Source organism: Photobacterium jeanii (assembly GCF_001650345.1).
GTDB classification, from domain to species: domain Bacteria; phylum Pseudomonadota; class Gammaproteobacteria; order Enterobacterales; family Vibrionaceae; genus Photobacterium; species Photobacterium jeanii.
This window is the reverse complement of sequence record NZ_LVHF01000012.1, coordinates 265,109-290,107: the sequence shown is the minus strand read 5'-3', so window position 1 is coordinate 290,107 and position 24,999 is coordinate 265,109. Positions and strand designations below refer to the sequence as shown.

Sequence of the window (24,999 nt, the reverse complement as noted above, 5' to 3'; positions counted from 1 at the left end):
TTATTTCTCTTGTGGCGCATCGCCATCAAATTGTTGTGGTTGCTCTACTTCTTCTGACATTTTTTCTTGTTTATGGCGCTCAACAGATTGTTGGAAACCTTCTTTACCAGCTGCGTAGGTATCACGGAAGATTTCGTTACCCGCAGAAACATTTTGCTGAACTGCAGCAGCGGTTTGCGTTGCAGTATCTTTTACTTGCTCGCCACCGGTTTTTAACATGTTGCCAGCACCAGAAATCACGTTCATTAGACCTTTACGTACATTTTCGTTGCTTAGTACTAATGCCGCAGCAGCGCCAACCATTGCGCCTTTCCAAAATTCTTTATCGTTCATACCTACAGTCCCTAATAATTCTTTAAACATACCTGCTTCTTCACCTAGAGCGCCTTCTAGCATAGCTTGCGCCTGCTCAAACAAAGGGTTAGGTTCAGATTGCATTTCTTCTTGAGGTGCCATACCTGGGTGCATTCCCGGATGCATGTGAGCATACTCTGGGTGAGCCATATGATGCGCCATGTGTGGGTGCATATGCGGATGCATATAACCCATTGAAGGTGGCGGCATCGCACCAGGATGCATGTGCGGGTGACCCTGATAATGCGGATGCATATGTGCGGGTGGCGGCATATGACCCATTTGGTGCGGGTGCATCATGTGCGGCGGGTAGCCGTAGTAATGCATAGCTTGAGCTTGCTGTTCTGGGGTTGGAGCTTCGCCGAATTGGCCGTAAGGTGAATACTCTTGACCTTCAGTCTCTTTCTTAGTCATCAATTACTCCACTTATAACTCTAAACAGGCAGCAATGGCATAGCAGGCTTGCTCTGCTTCTTGCTCCGACTCAGAGAATAAACCTTCAATCAAATGAGGCTGAACAACACTTGGGTCATACTCGATCAAAATGCTGCTAGTGGCATTATTGATTTTGTATTGCTTTAAAGCAGGAATACCCTGAAGTGCTTGTTCGACACTCGCTTGATTGAACGATGCCAGGTGTGCCAACACACCCAGCTTATACTTAACGCGAATGCGTCCCGGAATGTGGTGCGCAATCGTCACCAACTTTCTCAGCTTTAGTGCTGTAAGTACCTGTTTTTTCATATTTCCAATTATATCTATTGAGCGAATAATTACTTTCCATTTATGGAAAATCACTAAGTTTATCGCTTTTCTTTTGCGCTTAATCAAACTCAGTGATATGGTTGCAAATAGAAATGATTATCATCACAACTTGCAAGTGCATTGGTAGTGCTATGAACACCTATATTCACAAAACGCAACAACGTTTACGTATTCGCTCCGACTATATTCAACAGAACCCTGAAGCCGTTGCCGAACTCATTGAACAGTTAGAAGAAATCGATGCTATCACCCAAATCAAACACAAGCGCTTTGCAGGCTCGGTGGCAATTTGCTTTGATAACAATGAACTCGATTGTGAAACCTTACTTGAAACCCTCTCTAGCCACGGCTGGACTAAAGGCATTGAAAAATCAGCGTTTATTGAAAATGCAGTAATCAAAGGCACTAAAACCTTCATGAAAGGCATGGCAGTTATCGCCCTTAAACGTTTGGTTGGTCCTTCGGTTAGCCGAGTGATTATGAGTATTTAATCACTCGAACCCCTTTCTAAACGTCAAAGCTAATTATTTTGTGATACATACAGTAACAAATAAGTTACTGAAAACATTAAGCCGCTGATAAGTTAAATTTCTTCATCGCACACTTGCACAACCCATTCGACATAGCTGGGCATCGTTTACAAGGCGGACTTTTCAAAGGTAAACGAGCCAACGCCGCTCCCTGCTGCCCCATCGCACCTTGCCCCGAAGATCCACCAGCCAAATTCTGATTAGCAACCGGACGAACCGATTTAATCTGCCCTATTCCTTGTGATTCGCCACTAGAGGCATAAGAATCAAACGATGAGCTAAAGCTACTTCCCTCTTGAAACCAAGAAAGTACCGGTGTTAACGGCACGGCTAATTCAGAAACGACATCGTGTACCACTTGCTGTGACACCCCTTTCATTTCTTGCGCTAACTGCGGATCGTTTCCAACTTGCTGCGCTTTTGCCAAGCCGATGTTCATCAACTGGCGGGCGGCTTTGGTCGGCTTTTTGACCACTTGTTTCTTTAAGTTCTTTAAAGCTTTTTTGGCGTTCACAGGCTTTGACTACTCAATCAATAACACCCGCCTAAATTAGCAAATTCCATCCCGCAAGAAAAGATAAATACAAATCAATCTCAGTTGCAATTGATGTTTTTGAGGCAAAGAAAAAGCCACCCGTGCCTAGCGGGTGGCTTATTACTTTCTCCGGACTATGACACCACATCATAAAGAAAGTATGGGTGGCGGTTGTTTGACGACTCCTTCATCAAAAACAACACTGCTCGTGTGGATTATATGATTTAATCCCAAACATATATGATACCAATATCACATTTAATCACCTTTCCTTATTCCCTTATTTTCCAATCTCGCAATCAACAACTTTGACAATTCTCAACAAACTGTGAGCTATTTCTGCAAAAGTGCAAATACTCTAAGGGAATATTGATCAAGGGCTAATTTTTCAGACTTTCACTTTGTTTTCTAATGCTACTCGCTGCACACTGACTCATAGTTGTCAGACCAGTTAACAAAGGAAGAAAAATGGATATTTCTGTCGTTCATGATTACCAAATCGAATTGGATAACCTACTTCGTTTTTTTAGTGAAGAAGAGTTAATCACTGACAAATATCAACAACTTGCAGCTAAAAACGTTAAAGTGCTTGCCATTGATGAAACTGACGATGGATTCGCAGTAAAAACCGAACGTGATGTGCCAGCTAATGTTCCCGGTGTATTAAAAAGCATTCTCGGTAGCTTCAACACCATCAAACAAAATGAAACTTGGCATTGGCAAGAAGATGAAAGCCTACTTTGCAAGATGGCAATTGAGATTGTCGGTGTACCCGCTCAAATCACGGGAACGATGCGTTTTACAGAGCCTGCCAAGCAAGGTGATGGGAAGGTAATGACCAGCAACCGTGTCAAAGTTAATGTGAAAAGTAGCATGCCTCTGATTGGTAGCACGCTGGTTAACTTCATCACCGACGATATCAAACTACAGATGCAGAACGAGTACGAATTTCTGCAACAAGCCGTGCCAGAGCTCGCTGAATAATGTAAACCGTCAAGACAAGGAATAACCATGAAAACCCGTGATCGGATTCTTGCTGTTAGTCTCGACCTTTTCAACCGCAAAGGTGTTGCGCACGTTAGCACCTTAATCATTGCGACTGAAATGGGCATTAGCCCTGGTAACCTTTACTACCATTTTCGAGGTAAAGACGAGATCATCGCCACTTTGGTCGAAGAACTTCAAAATTCACTGACGCGTATTAATCAAGAATACAAAGAGCAAGTGAATGTTTTTGATGACTATTGGCCATTCTTGCACACCATAATGGCGCTGTTTACCCATTACCGTTTTCTCTTTAGAAATTTGGATAACCTCAACAGCCAAAGCCCACAAATTAAACGTAAAATAAGAACGCTGATCTTAAAATTACGTACATTAAGTAGCGAGATGCTTGGCCACCTAGCCGCTCTTGGTATGCTTGATACCGAAGAAAAGAACTTACCGCTGATTGCTGATAACCTGTTGTTAGTCAGTCTTAACTGGTTAAATTATCAAACCTTGTTAGATGATAAACCTAGCGAAGATGACCTAATTCGAGCAGGTGTTTTGCGCCTAATATCTATGGTTGAACCTTATTTATCAGAAGAAGCGCAGTCCCCTTTCTATACCCATCAAGATCTTGTTAATGAGCTCGTGCCGTAACTTTTCGGTATTTAGCAAAATTATGACAAGTCCACTTATCTGAAGATCCAAAACCGTAGCTTATATTGCTACGGTTTTTATATCTTGCCATCAATAAAATCAAATAAAACAAGTTGTTAAAGCGAACCTTGTTTTATTACGCTATCGTGTGATCCCTCACTCACATAATAATATTGATGCTGTTTTTTTGTGGTAGCCATAAACAAAATAAGCTACATATGGTATGAGGTTGCACCAACGACCTCTCAATTTTGCAGCTATAAAAGGAATTAAATATGCCTGCAACTAAACATATAGATAAGACGATCACTTCGATCAGCTACATACCCGGCTTATCAGCACATGCTGCTACCTTTATGGCATCTCGCAGCCGTGAGCGCGAATTTTTGCCTTCACATGGTGCGCATTGGTGGTATATCTCCTTCAAGAATCCGGTGGCACTAGAAAAGTTTATCGCGGAGTTATATCAGCATGGCTTTTATGGTGATATTCAAATTCGTGGCAATGACGTTGAATTACAAACCCGTAATGCAAGCGAAGTTGAAGTTGTTAATGCCTATTGCCACCCAGAAGCATTCCCTTTGATGGTTTCACAACTTAGTGCTGATGTTATATATGTCGCCAACGACAGCCATGCCCTTATTTGCAATCAAAACCATAACGGTGCGTTAAGCTACACTGGCGAGCGTTTAACTCACTTCCAATTTAAAGCATCACCATCTAGCTGGGCTTTACTCAATTCGCTCGCCAATATCATTAGCATTCACGATATCGTGCATTTTGATCCTGAAGGCTACATGATTTTGAAACTTGAAGAACAAGCTGAAGAAAAAGTGATAAAGCATTTAGAGGCATTCGCGTAAACTCGTAGTACCACTACAAACCATTTCAAATAAAAACGCCTCAAATCAAACTAACAATTATCTAGATTAGTCTAACTCACTTTTGCCCCTAAATGAGCTAGTTCAGAAATGAAGCCGATATTGAACATCGCAATTTGGATTGCCTTTTCTTACGCTAAAACTCTAACTATTTGGTGACATTTGTTAGTCCACTACAGGCTCCTTTACAGTAGGCTATGGAAGTGTTTGTTGCGGCAGTGTGAGATTGGGTTATCGCCATTGAAGTACTCGTAGTTGACACTGCCATTATTGACTCGCATGGCGACGTCTGAGTTGTAATGTGTTGGTTTTTAAAAGGAGAAGCGATGGTCCCTCCTTTTTGCGTGTTATCGGCCTAAAGGGGGAAAACATAATATTGTGTGACGACCCTTATAGTTTTCTTTTTATATGCACCTGTTTTTGTATTAATTACTACTCTCAATAGGAACGTGCACCACTGTGTGCTTTGGCTAGTAAACTAAAAGGACTTCCTATGAGCCTTCCAAAATTATGCTCTTTGCAAAACGCCGATAATAAGAAATATCGTTGCAACCATGCCACTAAGCTGGCGTCTGATTATGCCCCCCCACAATGCCTGTTTGAGCTGTTGCCGTATGGCAATGAAACCTATGCGATTAAGAATGTGGATAATGGGGAATTCTACCAAAATCATATTCGTTCATTGGCCAGCAGTGTTAAGGGGGATGGTCAGCTTTGGACGATTGTGCCCGCTACTGAGGCTGAAGGAACGTTTACGATTCAAAATGTCGAAAATGGCGAGTACATGACGAGTCATGCAGGTCAGTTGCATAAGGGCACGCCGGGGGCGAGTGAGCATTGGGTGATTGAATCACGTGGTGAGGCAAAACCGGACTTTAAGGCGTCTTTCTACGGCTTCTTGAAGAACCAAAGTAATAATGAGTATCGATGCAATCACGCCTCGCAGTTGAAGGATAAGCCAGTTGTGCCCAACTGTTTGACGAAGTTTATTCAGTACGATGACGGTACGGTAGCGATTCAAAACCAAGACAATTACGAGTTTTTCCAAAGCTCGATTCTTACGATGACTGACCGCGTGACGTCGGATGAGCAAAAGTGGCGTTTAATTGAGGTGGACTCTGAAGAAGGCAATACATTTTATGTAAAAAATGTCCAAAATGAAGAGTACATGACCCGTAAAGCGAGTCAGCTTCACGCCGGTAAACCCGGTAAAGATGAAGTGTGGGTGATTGAGCCATTTGACTGCGCCCAAACCTCGTCTTGGATGAGCAGTAATGCGGCGCTTCTTGGCAATAAGCCGCTCAGTGAAATTTGTCTGCCAGCCTCTCATGATTCAGGGACGTACAAGCGCACGTACCACACTCGGTATGGTACTCAAGCAGTGACAAAAACTCAGATCTTTGATATCCAAATGCAACTGATGCAAGGGGCCCGTAAGCTCGATTTGCGCCCAGCACTGTGGAATGGTGATTTTTATACGGCTCATTACACAGACATTAGCGAGAGTAGCGATTTAGCAGCAACATTTAAGGTTGGCTTTCAAGGTGCTGCTGGAGTTGCGTTATCAGAGGCCTTAGAGCAGGTGGCGGCGTTTATTGAGAACAATCAAGGTGAACTGGTGATTTTGAAGTTCAGTCACTTTATTGATTGGGCGAAGCGTGATGATCGTAAAGATAACGGTTTGTCTGCAGAACAATCGAGGTTGTTTATCTCGATGGTTCGTGATGTTCTTGGTGCGCACCTTATCACAGGGGATGCGACGAACCTATCAAGTTTGACGGTCAATGAGCTACTCAGTAAAGGGAATGTTATTGCGCTGATGCCGAATGGTTTTGAGGGCATTGATTCGAAGGCAGGGATTTGGGCGAGCGATCAGTTACCTGGGGAGGGAGGTTATTCAAACACCAATGTGCTTGAGAACATGGTGGTCAATCAAGAGAAGAAGTTGACTTCTCATTCCCATGATAACAAGCCTTTTATGATGAACATCTCTTGGCAATTGACGTTGGATACAAACAACTGTATTTCTGGCGCGACTTTGGGGACTCCGACGATTTTAAGTTACGCCCAAAAGGCGAATGCGGCTTTGAGCCCGACGCTTTCCGAGTGGCTTGTCCATGGCGTGATTAATGGTACGTATTATCCGAATACGTTGCAGACGGATATCTGCTATGAGGCGCAGACTCAGGCAGTCGCCCTTTCTTTAGCGGTTACCCGTAAGGTAGATAGGTTACTCCATGAGCGTCAGGAGACGCTGCCAGCATAGGCTTTTTAGTGTGTGATGAATAAACCGATAGGTGAAGGCCTATCGGTTTTTTTGTGTTTCAGGTGGGGGAGCTAGGCTTTTGGGCAAAACTCGAGGTTAAAAAGCTTCGGCTCAAAGTGCTCATCCTTGAGACTCGGCTTCCGTTTACCACCGCACTATTGGTTATAACTAAGACATAACGATGATTTATCCGAGCATTCTCTAACTCGAAAGTGTCCAAAAGCGATTTTGGTGGCATAAGGGACAGTCTGTACGACTAGGTCACGCTTCACCACCATAGATGTCAGATTGTGTATAAGCCAGTACTCGAGGCCTGCCGCTTGTTATGGTTCTGGCGATAAGGTCTAGCCCTTAAAGCTAAACATTGATTCTTATCTGCTCATAGCTCTTTCTGCCATTGCCAAGATAGTCAAAGAAGGATTTACTCCTAAATTACCCGGTATAATACTGGCATCCAAAACTTTGAAATTTTCATATCCAAATAAGTTTCCAGCATGGTCAACTACACCATTATGAGATGAACTCCCCATCACAGCACCTCCCATCGAATGAGCAGTTACAGGCATATCAAACAAAACTTCGGGCAATAAATTAGCAGGCTCACCTTTCATCGCGACCGAAAAATACTTAGCAACCTCTTGGGCAACGGGGAAATAACCATCATGATTACTATCAGACGAGTTTAAACTCAGTGTCCAATGCTTCTTTAAGAACAAGAAATACCAAGGTCGCGCAGATTCAATGCGGAAATAAGCGAGCTTTGATTGCATCACCAACAGCCAAATGCTCTTATTTGAACGATTGGCAGGATTTAGTAACCGCAGCAATTTTAGAGGGTGGCGAAAGCTGTAAGTCATGAAAGTCTGCCATCTTTTACGACCATCAACTTTGTCTGTTAAAGGTACATTTGGCGCCATTAACCACGCTGCATTACTTCCTTTTCCGTAGCGTACCACCTGCACGCGGGTTTCGGCATTTACTTGTATTTCACTGCCAATTGCCACACCTTTCGAGTGATCCTCTTCCCTATTGGCAAAGTTTGTTACCGTTACAAGTGTTTCACTATTAGTCATCACTTGGTGGCCAATGCGCGATGAAATGTTTGGCATTAACCCTGATTCACGCATTTTGATCAACAGTGGTACACTTCCTACTGTCCCCCCAGAAAGGATGATTGATTTTACCGTCACATAGTAAGTGCGCTTTTTCAGCCAACCCTGCCTTTCTTCAACCTTTACTTGGTACCCTTGCGCACCATCGCCATTACTATGAGCCTCCCCAAGATTGTTTAATGGTGTAATGGCTACCACCTTGCTCAAAGGTCGAATTTGTGCACCTTTCTTTTCCGCGAAGAACAGGTAGTTTTTCTCTAATGTATTCTTAGCATTATAGCGACAACCTACCATGCAGTTGCCACAGTAATTACAACTACTGCGTTTAGGCCCCTCGCCATTAAAATACGGGTCATCCACGTCCTTTGAATTAAAGACATCTTCAACCCCGTTATGCTCAGGAAAAACAACGCCACAATCAACTGGAGTGAAAGTTGATTCACAACCTATAGCTTCCGATACTTGATGCAAATAATTATCTGCGGGGGTTAACCTTGGATTCGGAACTACACCTAACATTTGCGAAGCTTTCTGGTAAAAAGGCGCTAGCTCTTCAAACCAATTTTGATGAGATAATTGCCATGGTGCTGCCTCTAATACGGTCTTATCAGGGGTTCGATGGGTATTAGCATAAATGAGCGATCCACCACCAACACCAACACCTGAAATAGACATGAACTTCTTGGTGAAAGATAACCGACAAGGACCAAGAAAATTGAACAAAGGAGCCCACATAAACCGTTTGAGATCCCAGTTCGATAAAGCAAATTCATCATCATTAAATCGCTTTCCCTGCTCAAGAATTAATGTTTTCTTCCCCTCTTCTACCGAACGTAATGCTGCAACTGCACCACCAAACCCTGAACCAATAACAACACAGTCAAAATCAAACTTAAACAAACAGTACTCCCAAAATCATTGTTCTTATATTTATTCTTTTAATACTCTAATCACTAAGTGACTCACACCAAGACTTTCAGCAACCCTTCATCTCTAACCACATTAACCAGCGTGCTAACTGCTTAGATTCTCGCTGTGTCAGCACACCTTGCTCACTCTGCTTTTTTAATTGTAAAACCCACTGCCACAATGCGTACCAATCATCTTTTTCGGTCACTTTATGGTTTTGATAACTACGTGATTCAGGACTGAAACCAGGGGTAAGCTGAATACTCGATTGAGAACTAATCATGGTATTGATAGGCAGAGCTGCGCCAAAATCAATTAATGTGATTTTTAGATATCTTTTATCAAACAACACATTTGAAGGCTTAATATCACCATGAATCCAGCCTTGTTGATGCAACACGCTTATTGCACGTACGATTTGTGGTAACAAATATAAGAACAGCGCCGCTTGCTCACTGTCTAAGCTCAGCAGGCTTTCACCTTCAACATAGTCAAGCACGAGTACATTATCATCCACCAGCCAGGCTTTAGCTTGACGGAAGTAATGAGACTCACAAGATTGTAAGCTATGCCATTCACGCGCAAGGCTATCTTTATCACCTTGCTTAATAAGTACAGGAGACATATCTGAACCTTGCTTATCTTTCACCAACCATAGCTTTGATGAAAGTGAAGCTAATAACTTAAATCGTTTATTGAGATTTGAAGGTAATACTTTCAGGTATTGTTCTGTTCTATTTAACCTTGTCGACATTCGTGATTTCTTAGCGTATTCGTTGTAAACAAGAACACGGAATTAGCATCTCAATTGATTATTGATCGCTAATCCCGTGTTAATCCCACTAGATTGGGAACGAGAGTTAGAGTGAAGCAGGTAAATAGAAGCTATTTAATACCCGTTTATCTAACACACTATTACTACCTTCTAAGGTGTATTCGAAGACAATGCTTTGATCTTCTAAGCCGTAATGCAACTTACGTACTCGACGATCACCTGTTGCACTTGCGCTGCCATCAAAGAGCATTCGGAATAACGCCCACTGCCCAGTGTATGACTTCGTTGCAATACGGTTATCACCTTTGTAGAAGTTCGCTGATAGGTAATCATCCGTGCCAATTGATGGCCATACCACACTCTTCCATAATCGCGGACCGTGGCGGTACGAAAAGACATTTTCATTTTCTCGAAGATTAAACTGCGTTGCCGAAGTACTCATTGAGCTTGCCTTCAACTTAAGTTTAAGTGCTAATTGCTGACCACTTGGACCAAAGAATAGCTCACTGATCTTCTTCGCTTGTTTAAAACGTCTTAACGTTTCCGGTTTAATTGGTAATTTCAAACCATCCACTTCAGCCAACTTCAACACATTGTTATCCCAATATGTAAATGGCTGCAGTTCAGTAGTAATGAATTTATCTAAACGGCCTTGAGGTTTAAACATATTGGCAAAATCATCGATAGCGACTTCACCTCTACCTTCTAATGCAAATGGGAAACGCCCTTCAATTGCCTGTCGATAGAAATAGAACACTTGTTCTTGCCATTGCTGATCCAAGTAACCAATGCCACCTTCGATCACCTTTTTCCAAGCTTGCTTATCAAGTTTTTTCACCCAATCTGCCACTTGGCCTGGAGCTTTACTTGATTGACGACGGAAGTTAACCAATGCATCTTGGCTGCCTGCGGCATGAGCTTTTGCTTTGGCATACAAAGCGCGCTGAGGCTCGCTGCTCGTCATCGCAGAATCAAAGTAGGTATTAAGGTTATCCAGCTCCAACATCAACTCGTCGATTGGTGCGCTTTTACTCTTACCTTTAATTTCCATGAAAGAGGCATAACGACTAAAGGCTTCATTGACAACAAATGCTGGTTGCAAACGAACCAAATCATCACCCGCTACACGGTTGATCTTATCGAGTTTTCTTAACTGCTTACCGACTTTCTTCAAGCCTAGTTGATTTGCCGCTTTGGCGTTTCCTTTGGTATCAGCATCATTTTTGACAGCAAGAGATGTATTCACCACCACAGCATCAAGCACATCAACTAATGGGCTATTCGCTGGTTCACGCGAAATTTTTAACGCATTAGCTAAGTCGTAAATACTAGTAAAGTCTTTAACTTCAATATGATTAACCAACTCTTTCCACTGATATACATAATCAGAGTAGTAAAGACGTTGGATCTTCTTACTCAGCTCAGTCAGCTCTGCAACTGAAGCACCAGACATATCACCTTGAATGCTCTTGAACTCATCATACTGCTTTTTCAACAGCGCAGATTTAACAGATAGGTCTATTTTACTATGCCCTTGACGAGTGAAGAGTTCAGGCAATAAGTAGCCATGGAAACCTGATTTAAATTGGAATAGAGCATCAAATTTATCGCCCAATTGACGACGAATATCAACGCGATTGCGGTATTCCGGCATTGATTTCACGCGAGCGTAAATCAAACGTTCAGGTGATAAACCCTCTAAGTTTTGCACCGCAACAGAAACCAATTCTGCGTTCGGCTCTAATACGTGCTGGTAGTCACTTTCAAACAAGTCCACCATCAACTTACTCAGGTTATTGATATTATCTGCCGAAATATCCCCTTGGTCGTTTAAAGTATCAACCAAGTAATTGATCATCTCCGTTTGATCCAAACGTTGCTTATCAAACAACATTTGGTAATAGCGTAGCAGTTCAAAGACTTTACTTGGATTACCTAAGTTCACGTAAACATACAACTCACTACTTAGTACCTCTTCTAATTGCGGTAATAAGAATACTTGCAGCTGTTGCTGGTAACTTTGGTAAATATCTTTCGCGGTTTGCGATTGATTAAAGCTCACCTTGTTATGCCAAGGAATTGGCTCACGACCTTCCTGCGCCACGACGCGCAACTCATTCAAAACAGGCGTCAGCTCTTCAAGTCCGGTAAAGCCCTCTCGTAGGCGATCGATATCATTACGATACAAACTCAATTGCGTAATGGCTTTCTCACGGAACATCTCATCTTGACTCCAGTTATCACGAAGCTGAAGACCAAACAAAGTCACACCAGCAACCACACTGGCTACCATCAAAGTACGAAGCGCTAAGTAGCTGTAATGACGATTCAGATTAACGCCAACGATCCCTGATTCAGGTAACACCACATGGCTAAAAATACGATTAGCAAACAGACTTTTCCGACCCAGTGGTTGGTGTTTAATACCTTGAGCATTAAACGCTGCTTTATCAGCAACTAATTGTGACAGTAGATCATAACTCAGCTCTTTTTGCCCAGTTGTCAAAAGATACATTCCGCGTAACCATACTGACTGACGCACCCGGTTTTCACGACCAATATATGTCAGGAACTCATTAGCACGTTCAAAGAATACGCGTAACTGATATGGCAAGGCAATAATCGATTTCGACTCTTCTTCGCGCGCCTCACGAAGTAACTGAAACTGCTGCTTTGCTAAGTTCGACAAAATAGCATCGCACTCATTGCGCAAATCACGTGAATCAAAACGGTTGTTTTCATTCATTGGCAACGTTACCCCAAATGGGTTTTCGACGTCACAACCTGAATAGCTAGCGAAATAGTCAACAAAATCAGCAATGGCATCCGATTTTGTGAAGACGGTATAAACAGGCAAAGATAAACCTGTATGTTCACCAAGCGCCAAAATTGACTCTTGCAGGTTTGAGCTTAATGCCAAACGTGCTTTTTTATCGCCTTGTAATAAACGATCACAACCAATTGCCGTGATAACACCGTTCGCTGCTTGACGAGGGCGGTATTTCAGTAATTGCTGAGCGAATACACGCCAAAGGCGATCATCAATACCTGAGTCATCAAACAAACGGTGGCCAACTTCAACCACCACTAAGTTATCGTTGCTCCAAAAACGCAGATATTGTTCAGTGTCACTTTCATCTAAGTGACGATGTAAAACTGGTTCTAATTGGTTTTGTTGAAGCAGACTACTTTTGGCGTCTTTTTCTCCGCCAATTAACACATACCAAGGCAGTTCGTACATGTTTTGCAGTTTATTTACTCGCTGACCTTTAAGTTGTTTTATGCCTTGAGCAAACATCTGGTTGATGGTTTTCACATCTTGCTTAAACAAAACTTCAACTTCGTGTTCTTGCTTCGCTTCTTTTGATTGTTCGCGATACCAATAAGCAGCAAACGCCGTCATCATACTCGCAACCACACCACTCCAAAGTAGTGTCAATCGCCATGGAAAAGCCTCTTCATTATCGACGGGCATCCACACGGCAACCAAAATGGAGCCAATTATTAAGGCAAGAGTTACTGCCAACCATGGCTTATTTAATGTCAATTTTTTCATTGTTGTTACTAACTCTGTTTACTGCGTCGAATGGTTGCATTCAGGCCAAAGCGAACGTTCATCTCATTCTTTAATTGCTTCGCTTTCGTTAAGTTCACTTGTTTAGGCACAACCAGCTCAATGCCATTTTCAAGTTCTCGAATTTGCACGCTATATCCTGTGCCTTGCAGATCTTTTGCTAAACGCTTGGCATTCGATTGAGTCGTAAAGGTTGCCAATAGTACTTCCCATTGCTCAGGTTTAGCCTCAACAACAGGATCAACGTCTTCCGTTACTTCAGGTTCAACCAAGCCAATATCTTCGGCGGTACTGACGTACACCAAATCTTCATCATGATTCGAACTTGAAAAGCCATGCATTTCTAAAGAGGTAAATGCGGTAATGGTTGATTGGCTGCGACTGTCATACCAAAACTCAGAAAAAACGTACGAGCCAATAATTGCCAGCGACGCTAACACCATCAACTTGGGCGCACTCAAAAACTGCCATGGTGTTTTTTGCACAGGCAGTTCCGGCGTGCTAGGTACACGCATAGGTGCCTCTTCACGAAAATGGCGAATCGTTACATACAGCTCAGATTTTAATTCATTAATTTTCCGACGCTCTGCATGACGATATTTGCCAAGAAAACCCAGCATCATGAGTACGTATTGCAGTTCAAGGAAATCAACCAATTTTGAAGGCTGACGACGAGCTTGATCTAACAGTTGGAAAAAGACTTCACCACCATCGCGTTGGTTAAAAACCTTGCTCAGCAGCGAATGGTTTTCCCAACGAATTTGAACACCCCAAGAGGTATGCTGGATCATTTCGTCAAAGGCTGCACATAAGACAAAACAGCCCTTCTCAATCACACTTGGGTGGTAATCAAGAAACAAGCCACGGCGCTTAAAATCAGAAATCGCATCAAGCAACTGCTGACGAAAAGCATCCACATCCAGCGGCGAAGACATACGTGGCAAGCTCACGAGCAAACCCAGTAATTCACTGCATGCATTAAGTAAAGGGTTGCCGTAAATTGTTAGGTTATCGATAACTTTTTCGGTACCAGACAAATCCAGAGCCTGTACATTTTCATGCTGCGTCGGCTTTGGCTTGAACTCGGTACGACGGATCGAAATAGTTTCTTGTTCATTAAATAACGATGTCATAGCGATACCATTAACGAATTACATAAAATTCAATTTCGACATCGCCAATACGGCTGTCGACATGCAACGCAATTGGTTCATCTTTCTGTACCAAGTCATGCCAAATATCTGATTGCGTATCTAGCTCGAAATAAGCAGCATCGGTACGTAATTTAAGCTCCGAAGGTGCAATCGGTAAGGTACGAAGCGGTACGCCAGATAACGAGTTACGGACTAAGTCGGCAATGGCACTATTACCAGCCAATTTCACCGCAAGCGGGAATTGCTCGCTCAACTGTACTGAGCCCAACGGTGAAGACACCACCAAAATAAAGCGGCCTGAATTGTATAGCGCACGATCTTGCACCAAAGTACGCAACAAACGACGTTTCAAGAAAAGGTTCGAATCCCAAGTCAGTGTTGTTACGTTATCAAGCTGAACTTCGCGAAGTAACACGCGCATATCCACGAACAACGTTGAGAACAAACTATAAAGTTTGTGATTGTTCCAACCTTCGTATTCTTGCGGCATTTCGCCGTTTAACCCCTGCATTTCACCCACAATTTGCAAGCACTGATGATAGACCTCTTGTGGTGCAGTAGTACCTACATCGAGCCAGTACTTAACCATAGGTAACCAACGCCCTAGCGATTGCAACCATAAGTAATCACGCATAAGCGCTTGATGACTTTTACTGGCAGACTCCACCTGTAATCGTTGAGAAATCGTACGGGCGCGATATTGCATCTGGGCGTAAAGTTCACTCACTCCCTCTTTCAAGTAATTTGATACAGTGAAATACAAAGATGTCGGAATGAAGGCTTGATTAAGCTCAATCTCACCATCTGATTTGTGCTCAGAGACATGAGCAATAGGAATAAGGGTGTAATCTTGAAGATCTTCCCCCTCCAGTTTCAATACGATATTGAGCTCAGCGAGTTCAAGTTGAAGCGCCTCGCTATTACCACGACTTGTATCAAATACATTGTGATCCACGCGATGATAACGACGGTTACGGTCACTTTTTTCACCAACATTAACGACACCAGAGCGGTAGATTGGCATCGCCAAGTACACCAGCTTATCAATGGTACCGGCAGGAATGTCCAAGGCTAAACCGTTGCGAATATCAAACGGGGTACCATCAGGAAAAATACCTTTGGCATTTTTGATCCCTACCTTGCCAATGCTGGTCATGGAGTGATCTAAGTTAAACTCAGCCAGACCATAGCGCGAAGGGTGCATCAAGCCACAATAATCTTTCGTAAATCCTTCTAAATAACGCTCTTGCTGTTGAAAGTGCTGAGGACTTAAAAACATCCCTTCAGACCAAACGACTTTATTCTTATCCATTATTTGTCCTCTTGACCCGTAACACTCACGTTAATACCGTCAATCATTACGTTTACTTCAATTTTTGTATCTGGCTCTACGGCCACGATGGCCTTATTTTTGGCTTCTCGGTAATTAGCAAAAGCTGCAATAACACCGATGTATTTCACTTCGTTAATTTGCGGAATTTCGACACTTTGCTTACCGCTTGGTAACACACTAGCTAACTGACGCTTTGACAAAAGATCCGCTTTTAGCGCGCCTTGATCGTCATTGTAAAGATCCAAAAAGTTGGCTTGCTTAAAAGCTTCACTGTCTGCTAATTGGTAAATTCGTACTTCCAATGGTGAAGCCAAACCATCAATATTAGGATTAATATTATTCGCCGCTTCAATATGAGCGACGACTACCGCAGGGCTATTGTCTTTCCAAAACATCCAACTGCTGCATCCACTCAACATGGTTACCGCTGCGGTCATCAATAAGAATTTTTTCATCTACTTATCCCCGAATGTTTGCTTAATACGTAAGCTTTCTGCGAAGTACGCTTTAAACTTCATCAACCATTCGTTGTTATCTTGCTGACGCGCATAGTAGCGCTGATACATCTCCCAATAATCTGCTTTTCGTCCCCAGAAACTCTTAGGTGCAAGATCATCAAATAAGCCCTCTAAAGACGCAGGCGACACATCCTGAAGCAAACGTTCCAAAGCCATTTCAGCCGCTTGCATCATCAGTTCTTGCTGTTTGGCTTGAAATGCCAATAACTGCTGCGGGTCGAGCACTTGTGTCGACGCCCCTGCTGAATGGTGACTTGCTGTATGATGGCTTTGCTGCGCGTCATTCATTGTTGGTGCTGCCGACAACTGGCTAGGTACTTGGTGTGAAAACGACACCAATTGACTTGTGGTCTCTTCGGCAAATGGGTCATCGTCAAACCCATCATCTTGAAACACATTGGCAGTTTGCGGTTGTTGATCAATCACCACCTCTGGCTCTTTGGCTAAGAACGGATCTTCAATCACGTTATCTTGTAACATGGCATTGAAAGATAAAGTCGATGCTGATTGCTCACGGTCTTGCTCGTCATGAACAAACTCCGACTCATCGCGCTCAAGGTGAGTGGTAACCGAAGGTAAATCCGAACCAAAAGGATCATCTTCCCAACCATTTAAGATAGGTTCAGCCACCGCCTGCGTGGTTTTGGCTGATGCTTGTTCAGGTACAAAACATGACACCATTAAGCGGTACTTACCCAGATTCAGTACATCACCGTCACTCAAGGTTGATTGGTTATTACGGCCAAGCGGTTCGTGACCACTATTAATGAACAAGCCATTAGTGCTAACATCCATGATTTGATAACCACGGTTGCTACGACTGATTAATGCATGCGTGCCTGAAATTTCACGCGATGCATCTGACAACTGCATGGTTGAACCGAATGCACGACCGATAGTTCCACCCTCATCAGGAAAATTATGTGCCCATGCAGTTACTGGCTCACCATCTGGCGAACTGATAATTCTTAGTGATAACGGCATGCTAACCCTCCTTACACTGCTGAACAGCTTGGTTGAACTCATTAATAAATCGTGGATATTGCTTAGTGAATTTCTTTGAGAAGTACACGCCTAATGGTTTGTCATTAACCTTCGTGGTAGTAATGGCACGGTGGCTAACGCCAAGCTTTTTGATCGCCACTTCCATTACGAAATCATTCGCCAACACAGCGCCAACTTCACCAGACAACAACAACTCCAGCATTGCCGTTGCTTTGCGCGGTTTCTTTTCAACGCGATAACCTCGTTTTTGCAGCCAAAACCATTTGTTTGACCCAAACAATGCCGTAACCACAACTTCTTTCTTGAACATAGGATCATGTGTATCGAGTGAATCTGATAAGCTGAACCAACTCCACGTTTGCTGCATGACAGGATTCGAATAATCCGCGTATTTATCACGGATACCGTTTTTCGAGGCTAAGAAAAAACCATGCTGCTCACCTACTTCAATCAAGATTTGGGCGCGATCCCAATCCGTCATCGTAATTTGATAAGGCTGCTTAAGTGCTTTCATTGCGCACTTTAACTGGCGAATACCCGGCCCTTTCATCTCACCGCGTTCTTGGTATTGATAAGGACGCCATTCTTGAGTCGCCAGTAATAAACGCTCAGGGCGAGCTTCTGCATTTACAGAACCCGCCGAAAATAAACTGCCAAAGAATGCTGCAATCAACGCCGCTTTTGGCACTCGAAAAGATGCGTACAACTTCATTTCTGCTCCTTCACGGGTTTGCCATTAAGGCGAATAACAGTGCCATTCACACCGTAAACATCACTGGCCATTTCCATCAGCACAAACGGCACCTGCTGCCGGATACGTTTGGCTTGTTGGAAACTGATTGCGATATCAGGCGGTGAAATAACACCAACAGGTAATTGACCAACTTCAATTTCACCTTTGATCACTTTCAAACCATAAATAGCGGCTTGGTGCGCGTTATTAACAAAACTGACACCAAACGACATTAACGCACTGTGCTCAGTTTCATTCACCACATCGGGTACCGCTGAAATAAGAGCAAGTTGCTGTGAATGCTGATTAATTTCATCAACGCGCGACAACAAACTAGAACTTCCCGTCAACCACAACACTGAATGCGCTAGCTGCGGATCGCCTTGTTTAAGCGTTTTAATGGCGCGCGGCATCGCAACATCAAGCTTTAACTCTGCTTCGTTCTCATCAACGGCAATTGGTACAATTTTGATCCCTGCTTGTTGCGCTACTTTTTGTAGCGGCAAGAACTGAGTGAGATACGCACTGCGGTTGGTGTTGGCATACAAAATACCAATGCTTTTCAAGGTTGGTTTAAAACGCTGAATGAAGTTCAAAACCACTTCTGCAGGCAAATTTAGCGAAGTAAATGCAAAGTTATCGCCTGAGCCACTGTATTGATCGATCAACCCCAGTTGAACAGGATCTTTGGCGTTAACAGATATAACCGGAAGCTTACCGCCCTTGTACACCTTGCGCACTTCAACTGTCGCTCTTGAACCTAGGGTATAAACTAGGCTCACATCGCCTTCAAAGCGCTGCAACATGGACGAGATTTCATTCGGTGTCGCTGGCAACTTCTTTACGACCCACTGAGCCTGCGGCAATGCACGACTAAACTCACTGAGTAGGGTTTTTAGTGCTATATCGTATGATGTCGCTTTACGCGAGACGATAACTAATACCTTAGGCAACGCCTTGGCAGGAGCATAAAGTACACTTTCATTAGCAACTTCGGCTTTCCAGTGACTGTTCGCCGTTGGTTGTAACTCCTTCCCCAACCACTGTGGCCATTGCGTTTGTTTTGACGATTCAGTTTGAGCTTGAGTGCAAATCGTGAACAACATCAACGCCAATCCCACCATCACCTTACGGAAGTTGACCTTATGAAATACACGACACATCAAATTAAAGTGAATGACTTGGCTCATGATTTCGCCTCCAACGCATGTTGACGGTCAAAAACCATAAAACTCACCGCGGCAATCACAAAGAACACCGCCACGGCCATCAATGCTTGTTCCACTGGGAACCACTGCAATAACTGACCAACAATAATGGCACCAGAAACATGGCCAAGACGCTCAAGGAAGCGGTAAGTCGCCGCGACTGAAGAGTCAGACTCTTGCTGCTGAGCTGTGCTGTTCACCACATGAGTAACAACAGGGGCATTAATCAAACCATGTGATGCCCCCATCAACAGCATCGCAACCATAGTCAACAATACAATCAGCCAGCTTTGATTCATGCTAAAGGCAATCGCCATCACAACTAGCGCGCCACCCGCTAAAAAGCTACCCAGAGTTAACGCAGTTTTGCTGCTACCCTGTTTATCAACCCAAGGACCAACTTTGTAACTTACAAGGAGTACAATCGCCGCATAAGTCATTAACACCTGGCCTATGCTTTCTTTGCTAATACCTTTCTCCGCTAACAACAGAGGCACAGCAAATGAGACGATCCCCGTTAATGCCGCTTTCGTTGGAATACCCACCAATACCATGGTGCGAATAAAGGCGGGCACTTTAATAAGGCGTAGAGAATCTGAAGCCATGGCTTTCATGTTGCTTAGCAACGTACCATCGCTACCGCCATTGCCCTTCATTGACGGTAAGATCAAGCTAAACAAGCACATCGCACCACCAATAACAGCAGAGATAGTGAAGATGCCATGATCACCAAAGTAACTAGCAAGTAAGGCACCAATGGCGGCACCTGAAATGAATCCAGCATTAAAACAGAACACGATAATGCCAGCAGCTTGGGTTTTATTACTTTTATCACTAAAGCGCAAAATATAGCCTTGCACCGAAATAAAGATCAGCGCTTGCCCTGCCCCTGAAATAAAACGAGCCAAAATCACATTGAACATTTGAGTCGGTTCGCTAAAACCCAATAAGCCGCAGCCCACTGTTGACAGTACAATACCGAAAAACAGCACTTGGCGAATATCAAACGCTTCAATCAGACGCGCCGCAGGTAGCAAAGTTAATGCAAATCCCAAAAAGTACAGAGCAAAAAAGAGTGAGGAAGCTGTAGCACCGAGCCCATTAGCGTCTGCGACAGAAGATAAAAACTGCGGCAAAATTGGCGCCATTAATGACTCCATTAAAACCGCACCTAAAAATAAAGGCTTTAATCGCTCAAGCACCTGATCTTTCGTGCATTTACCCATCTCACCGCTCAAAAGGCGAATGAAAGCAAAACACACCAAACCACAAGCAAAGAACAAAATGGCAAAGTTCTTCAATACTTGTGCCAATTGGCCTATCACCATTTCCGCTTGATAAGACAAACGTACTTCACCACCACCCGCGGTTGGGAAGGCATATTCCAAACCACCGGTATCGACAATCATGTGACCCATCGAGTTCGCGTCAATACTGTTCGCGACCAAATGACGACTCTTATAAACCGCAATACTGGCAAGCTCAGGATTAGCGCGACGGAAGTGATCCAGCATGCTATCAACGCCCGTGATCATATCGCGACCAATATCGTACTCTAGTACAGGTGATAGGCGATAACTCACGATATCAGCTAGCGAAATAGCCTTACTTTGCAGACCATCGCGGTATAAGCTGCCGACCAACATCATGACGCAAACCGTCATTGCAAAGAACACGACGGAAAAGCTGGTTAAATACACCGCCCGCTCACGGCTACGCAGCACACTACCAATGAAGATGAATAATAAGATGAAAATCACCCACATCATTGGTTTGAACGAGCTAGTGACTTGTTGCTCTAGCTTGTCCTGACTCAAGAAAACATTGAGAGTCCCTATTTGCGAGAATTTGTTATTCAACGCAATCGCAATGACACTATCTTTATCACCCTCCTCACCAGCACGGTAAATGACCTCTGAGCCAGATAATAAAGTTAGGCCAATAACCGAAGCATCAGACTTCACAATAGGCTGTAACACTAGGTTTAAGCCTGCAATCTCCGATAGCGGCACACCCGACTTCAGAACTTGCTCAATCCCTAAACGTGTTGCTTCTGTCTGCGCCATCACTGCATCAGTTGATAGCTGGCGGTAGCTTTTCAATGCTTGTGCATAGCCCACGATCAACACCAGGAATAGTGACAACGTCACTATTCCTGTGCCAAATGCAAGACGAAGGTTATATTTAACGTTTTCCACTAATACACCTAAGCACTCGCTAAGCTTGCGAACTCATCTGTTAGACAATGGGACAGCGCCCCAGGACGAGTTTTATTCAGGTATACCAAACGGTTGAATACCAGAGATTGGATAAGGTCGTGGTAGCTCATGCCTTCGCTTTGAATATCATGACAAACGATACTGAGCTTATTACCTTCAGGGCGTTTTAGATCTGGCTTGGGATTGGTTTCCAGTACATATAGCTTACCTTGGTTATCCATACGCAAATCCACACGCACCAACGTATGTAAGCCAAGCTGTTTAAAAATCTTAATGCCCAAGTCTGCCAATTGCTGACGCAGTTGAGGATCCTCAACCTTCAACAAACGATCATCGGTGATAGGTTTAACATCCATCGACGTGAAGATAGGCTCATCTTCAAGCAAAACACGCTCTGTGATTGAGAACGCGAGCGGCTCTTCAAGCTTGCTTAAGCCATCATTTTTGAACACAACCGGCCCAGCGACTGCGACAACAAATTCACGACCCGATAAGAAAGGTTCAACCATAACTGTGTTATTAGTTGCAGCCTGAACCTGCTCAATTTTTTGCTTCAGTGACTCACGTTCAAAGACTGGATATACATGTACAGAAGCACGACCCGAAACCGGTTTAACGACAAATGAAGATCCAAACTCAGCTTGCATCGCATCGAGTTTTTGCTGATTAGCTGGCGACGCAATATCTTCACCCAAGGCAACGGTAATGAAAGGAGCCGTTGGAATACCAGCGGCATTAATTTCATGCTTGAACAAGTGTTTGTTATCCAAGATGCCCGCTGTCATTGGTGAATGCCCCACATAAGGCACACCCAGCATCTCCAACATTGATGGTAGATGACACATAGAATCGAAGCCTTGCAGACCACCACTATTGGTGATCACAAGATCAATATTCAGTGCTTTTAGTCGTTGTGGTAAATCAATGTTTTCAGGTAGAACAGCAACATGCTTGAAACCCGACTCGGTCAACGCATCGGCAATATCGCAAGCAACAGGTTGATACGTTTTGGTTGAGCGTGGGCTCAAGTTTTCATAAATAAAATTCTCAGGCTGCGATTTCTCACCACCATGTACGACAGCAATTTTTAATGACTCACGGATCCACGCTTGCTGACTACGGCTAAATACACTCATGTAAAACTCAATATCTCAAAATAAAGCTCAGTGGCTAATTAACTTATTAGCCACTCTTAAACATCAAATAAGGGTCAGCTTATCGACAATGGTTAACCAACCCGCAGGCTCACGCATTAATTTGTCAGCACGGTAATGTTCGCCGCCGACTTTTAATTTATGTCCTTTGATATTGACGATAACGCGCTCTTTTTCGATTTTTGCAATTTGAGCAAATAGTTCGCGAACCATGTTCAATGCTGGCGTATCTTCGTCATATTCATTTGGCAACTCTTCTTCACCAAACGTTGCCGCCAAACCATAATCAATATTCATTTCATGGAAAGCGCGGTAGTGAAGTACTTTTGCCGCTTTATCGATAGCAGGACCTAACTTTTCTAAACGGTATGCCAAAGTCTGACCGTGAATAAAGCTTGCTGTCGCAGTTGCAGCACCGCTAATCACGTTACCTGGAATACAGTCAGTAGCTAATGCTGCTGATTGAGATTCAAGTTTTAACTTTTTACAGTCGATAATGGTCTTACACAGTTCGTACTCAAGGGTTAAACCTTTTGCTTTAAACTGGCTTAGTGACTCATTTAAACGTACTAAGTGAGCAATGGTTTTGGCATCTGAACGACCGTGACGAGCAGCCCCTAAGGCATTAATATGAGTCACGCCGGATAAGACACCACCACTGAATGACACCGCTTCACCACCAATTTTCTTAGCACAACGTTTTGCAAAATAAGCCGCTGTTTTGGTGTTCGGATAAGACGTCGCATCTAATGGTGAAAGTAGCGGGTTCACTTCTAATTCTTTTGCTTTGCGTTTACCGCTCCACTCATAAATTTCAGACAAAATATCGTGGCCCAGTTTCACTGCACCGATAATGTCACCCGCACTACCAAACTCAATACCACTACCTGTGGTATATAAACCCTCGCCTTTAAAGGCGCCGACAATATCTTTGCCCGCAGATGCCATATCACCCACGTAACCAAGAATGTCGCCACGCATATCGTTAACGACTTCACCGTAAATCTTGGCTTCATCAAGTGCTTTCTTCTTTGTCAGCCCTTGCTGTTTTGGAAGTTTTCTCTGGCGCGCATTAAGTTTAGCGCCACTTTTCGCAGCTTTTGGCGTATAAGTGCCCGGCGTACCCACACCAGCAATACCCGCATCAGCCAAGATTTCGTCTCTATTTCTAGTCCCAGTTCTTGCTTCTTCTAAGTCGTAACTTTTCTTTCGACCAAACATAATTCAACTCACAATTTATTCGTTGATAACAGGCTTAAGCTCACCCGGGACTTATTCGGTAATACCCTCTACTGAATAAGTCCCTTTGTTATATTTCCTAGGTGTTTCAACTCAAGTGATACAATTTTGATGGTTTATTCTTTAGTGATTAAACGACCAATCAACCAGCTCTTTGGTCTCATCAAGGTAAGCATCAAAACAAGTGATGTGTGCTGTCACATCAACTGAAGTCGCTTGCATCACGAAACACATCTGCTGGATCTTATCGATGTAGTGCTTCACTTCGTGGTAACTCATTGCCACGTCGTTTCGTGCTTTTTTAAGCTTCATGCTTTCTTGAAATTCATCATGATGAAGACCATCAACCGTGAAGGTATTTTCGATTAAGCGTTCTAATACCGCTTGACGGGTATCTAACAGCACGGCGGCTTGTTTCAGTTTTGCTAGGTTACGTTGCAGCTTATTGCCTAGGTCTGAAATATCTTTTGCGTGCCATTTTGCAATTTTACGAAGTGCTTCTTTTTCACCTAAACTTTCGCTCAAACTATCTAGGTTTTTGGCATCGTATTGCTGACGCTTACGTGCTTTTCGTGCGCTCCCCATCGACTTGGCTACCGCCTCAATACCTTTAAAGGTATATTTCACGGCAATCTCACCGCCAGGGATCAAAGTGAATGGCAATTTAATAAACTTGATCGGGCTTTTCTTTTGGACACGCACTAAATCAACAATTTTACGGCGTGCTTTGTAAAACTTACCGCTGGTTGCTGACTCATACGCATGGGCTGAATTATCTAGGTAATCGCCCCCGCCATAAGTACCACGCTTATAACGCTCGTGACTGATAAAGCTATCTGAATCTGACATCTTAGGTGATGCAAACGCTTGAAGTTTCTGAGCTGCCACACGGCTGAAGCTAGTTGAAAACTTTTGCTTCGCTTCTTGAACAATCTCTGTTTGCTCAACTCTATTGACGACATGCTTATCGATCAGTCCATTAAGCTCAGTGAACTTATCGCTACCTAGTGCAAGATCAATCAGTGGATCTGCCTTACCCGCTTTTAACTGCTTACCAATATCTAAATCAGGCATGATGTTTATACTCCATT

Annotated in this window: 21 protein-coding genes; 5 read left to right on the top strand and 16 right to left on the bottom strand. The window is 43.5% G+C overall.

Annotated elements, in window-relative coordinates:
- Complete coding sequence (locus A3K86_RS22915) at positions 1-768, bottom strand: hypothetical protein (protein WP_084406475.1); 768 nt, start codon at positions 766-768, stop codon at positions 1-3.
- A gap of 12 nt (positions 769-780) precedes the next feature.
- Positions 781-1,098: an HMA2 domain-containing protein gene (locus A3K86_RS02685; protein ID WP_198160398.1), complete on the bottom strand. Its 318-nt coding sequence runs from the start codon at positions 1,096-1,098 to the stop codon at positions 781-783.
- A 152-nt stretch (positions 1,099-1,250) separates the two neighbouring features.
- Between A3K86_RS02685 and A3K86_RS02680 the strand changes: the two genes are divergently transcribed.
- Entirely contained in the window at positions 1,251-1,610 is a 360-nt protein-coding gene (locus A3K86_RS02680; RefSeq protein WP_232321895.1) for an HMA2 domain-containing protein, read from the top strand.
- Positions 1,611-1,686: 76 nt separating this feature from the next.
- Here the strand turns inward: A3K86_RS02680 and A3K86_RS02675 are convergent, their stop codons facing one another.
- Positions 1,687-2,163, bottom strand: coding sequence for a hypothetical protein (locus tag A3K86_RS02675; protein ID WP_068327301.1), 477 nt, complete (start codon positions 2,161-2,163; stop codon positions 1,687-1,689).
- A 489-nt stretch (positions 2,164-2,652) separates the two neighbouring features.
- On the opposite strand from A3K86_RS02675, the gene A3K86_RS02670 reads away from it, so the two are divergent.
- From A3K86_RS02670 to A3K86_RS02655, 4 genes are all read left to right on the top strand, one after another.
- A complete protein-coding gene (locus A3K86_RS02670) occupies positions 2,653-3,168 on the top strand; it encodes a DUF2505 domain-containing protein (RefSeq protein ID WP_068327297.1) in 516 nt (171 codons plus the stop codon).
- A 27-nt stretch (positions 3,169-3,195) separates the two neighbouring features.
- Complete coding sequence (locus A3K86_RS02665) at positions 3,196-3,828, top strand: TetR/AcrR family transcriptional regulator (protein WP_068327294.1); 633 nt, start codon at positions 3,196-3,198, stop codon at positions 3,826-3,828.
- A 275-nt stretch (positions 3,829-4,103) separates the two neighbouring features.
- On the top strand, positions 4,104-4,691 hold the full coding sequence (locus A3K86_RS02660; RefSeq protein ID WP_068327291.1) for a hypothetical protein: 588 nt from the start codon (positions 4,104-4,106) through the stop codon (positions 4,689-4,691).
- A 511-nt stretch (positions 4,692-5,202) separates the two neighbouring features.
- Positions 5,203-6,975, top strand: coding sequence for a PI-PLC domain-containing protein (locus A3K86_RS02655; RefSeq protein ID WP_068327289.1), 1,773 nt, complete (start codon positions 5,203-5,205; stop codon positions 6,973-6,975).
- A 371-nt stretch (positions 6,976-7,346) separates the two neighbouring features.
- Here the strand turns inward: A3K86_RS02655 and A3K86_RS02650 are convergent, their stop codons facing one another.
- The 13 genes from A3K86_RS02650 to A3K86_RS02590 form a co-directional block, all read right to left on the bottom strand.
- Positions 7,347-8,987, bottom strand: a complete 1,641-nt coding sequence (locus A3K86_RS02650) for a GMC family oxidoreductase (protein WP_068327286.1) — start codon at positions 8,985-8,987, stop codon at positions 7,347-7,349.
- A 76-nt stretch (positions 8,988-9,063) separates the two neighbouring features.
- Complete coding sequence (locus tag A3K86_RS02645) at positions 9,064-9,621, bottom strand: protein kinase domain-containing protein (RefSeq protein WP_162844297.1); 558 nt, start codon at positions 9,619-9,621, stop codon at positions 9,064-9,066.
- A 235-nt stretch (positions 9,622-9,856) separates the two neighbouring features.
- Positions 9,857-13,327 carry a type VI secretion system membrane subunit TssM gene (gene tssM, locus A3K86_RS02640; RefSeq protein ID WP_068327280.1) on the bottom strand — a complete coding sequence of 1,157 codons (3,471 nt, stop codon included), beginning with the start codon at positions 13,325-13,327 and terminating at the stop codon, positions 9,857-9,859.
- An 8-nt stretch (positions 13,328-13,335) separates the two neighbouring features.
- A complete protein-coding gene (gene icmH / locus A3K86_RS02635) occupies positions 13,336-14,478 on the bottom strand; it encodes a type IVB secretion system protein IcmH/DotU (protein WP_068327278.1) in 1,143 nt (380 codons plus the stop codon).
- Positions 14,479-14,488: 10 nt separating this feature from the next.
- Entirely contained in the window at positions 14,489-15,811 is a 1,323-nt protein-coding gene (tssK, locus tag A3K86_RS02630; protein ID WP_068327275.1) for a type VI secretion system baseplate subunit TssK, read from the bottom strand.
- On the bottom strand, positions 15,811-16,287 hold the full coding sequence (gene tssJ, locus A3K86_RS02625) for a type VI secretion system lipoprotein TssJ (RefSeq protein ID WP_068327272.1): 477 nt from the start codon (positions 16,285-16,287) through the stop codon (positions 15,811-15,813). The genes tssK and tssJ overlap by 1 nt, the downstream gene beginning before the upstream one ends.
- A complete protein-coding gene (locus tag A3K86_RS02620) occupies positions 16,288-17,334 on the bottom strand; it encodes a type VI secretion system-associated FHA domain protein (RefSeq protein ID WP_068327270.1) in 1,047 nt (348 codons plus the stop codon).
- Position 17,335: 1 nt separating this feature from the next.
- Entirely contained in the window at positions 17,336-18,067 is a 732-nt protein-coding gene (locus tag A3K86_RS02615; protein WP_084406473.1) for a substrate-binding periplasmic protein, read from the bottom strand.
- Positions 18,064-19,278, bottom strand: coding sequence for an ABC transporter substrate-binding protein (locus A3K86_RS02610; RefSeq protein WP_232321894.1), 1,215 nt, complete (start codon positions 19,276-19,278; stop codon positions 18,064-18,066). The genes A3K86_RS02615 and A3K86_RS02610 overlap by 4 nt, the downstream gene beginning before the upstream one ends.
- The gene (locus A3K86_RS02605) at positions 19,275-21,494 is read right to left on the bottom strand and encodes an MFS transporter (protein ID WP_068327267.1); all 2,220 of its coding nucleotides are present in this window, start codon (positions 21,492-21,494) and stop codon (positions 19,275-19,277) included. The genes A3K86_RS02610 and A3K86_RS02605 overlap by 4 nt, the downstream gene beginning before the upstream one ends.
- An 8-nt stretch (positions 21,495-21,502) precedes the next feature.
- A complete protein-coding gene (locus tag A3K86_RS02600) occupies positions 21,503-22,651 on the bottom strand; it encodes a D-alanine--D-alanine ligase family protein (RefSeq protein ID WP_068327263.1) in 1,149 nt (382 codons plus the stop codon).
- A gap of 63 nt (positions 22,652-22,714) precedes the next feature.
- Positions 22,715-23,890 carry a hypothetical protein gene (locus A3K86_RS02595; RefSeq protein WP_146145583.1) on the bottom strand — a complete coding sequence of 392 codons (1,176 nt, stop codon included), beginning with the start codon at positions 23,888-23,890 and terminating at the stop codon, positions 22,715-22,717.
- A gap of 141 nt (positions 23,891-24,031) precedes the next feature.
- Positions 24,032-24,982 (bottom strand): hypothetical protein, encoded by a 951-nt coding sequence (locus A3K86_RS02590; protein ID WP_068327257.1) that lies wholly within the window; start codon positions 24,980-24,982, stop codon positions 24,032-24,034.
- Positions 24,983-24,999: the final 17 nt, after the last annotated feature.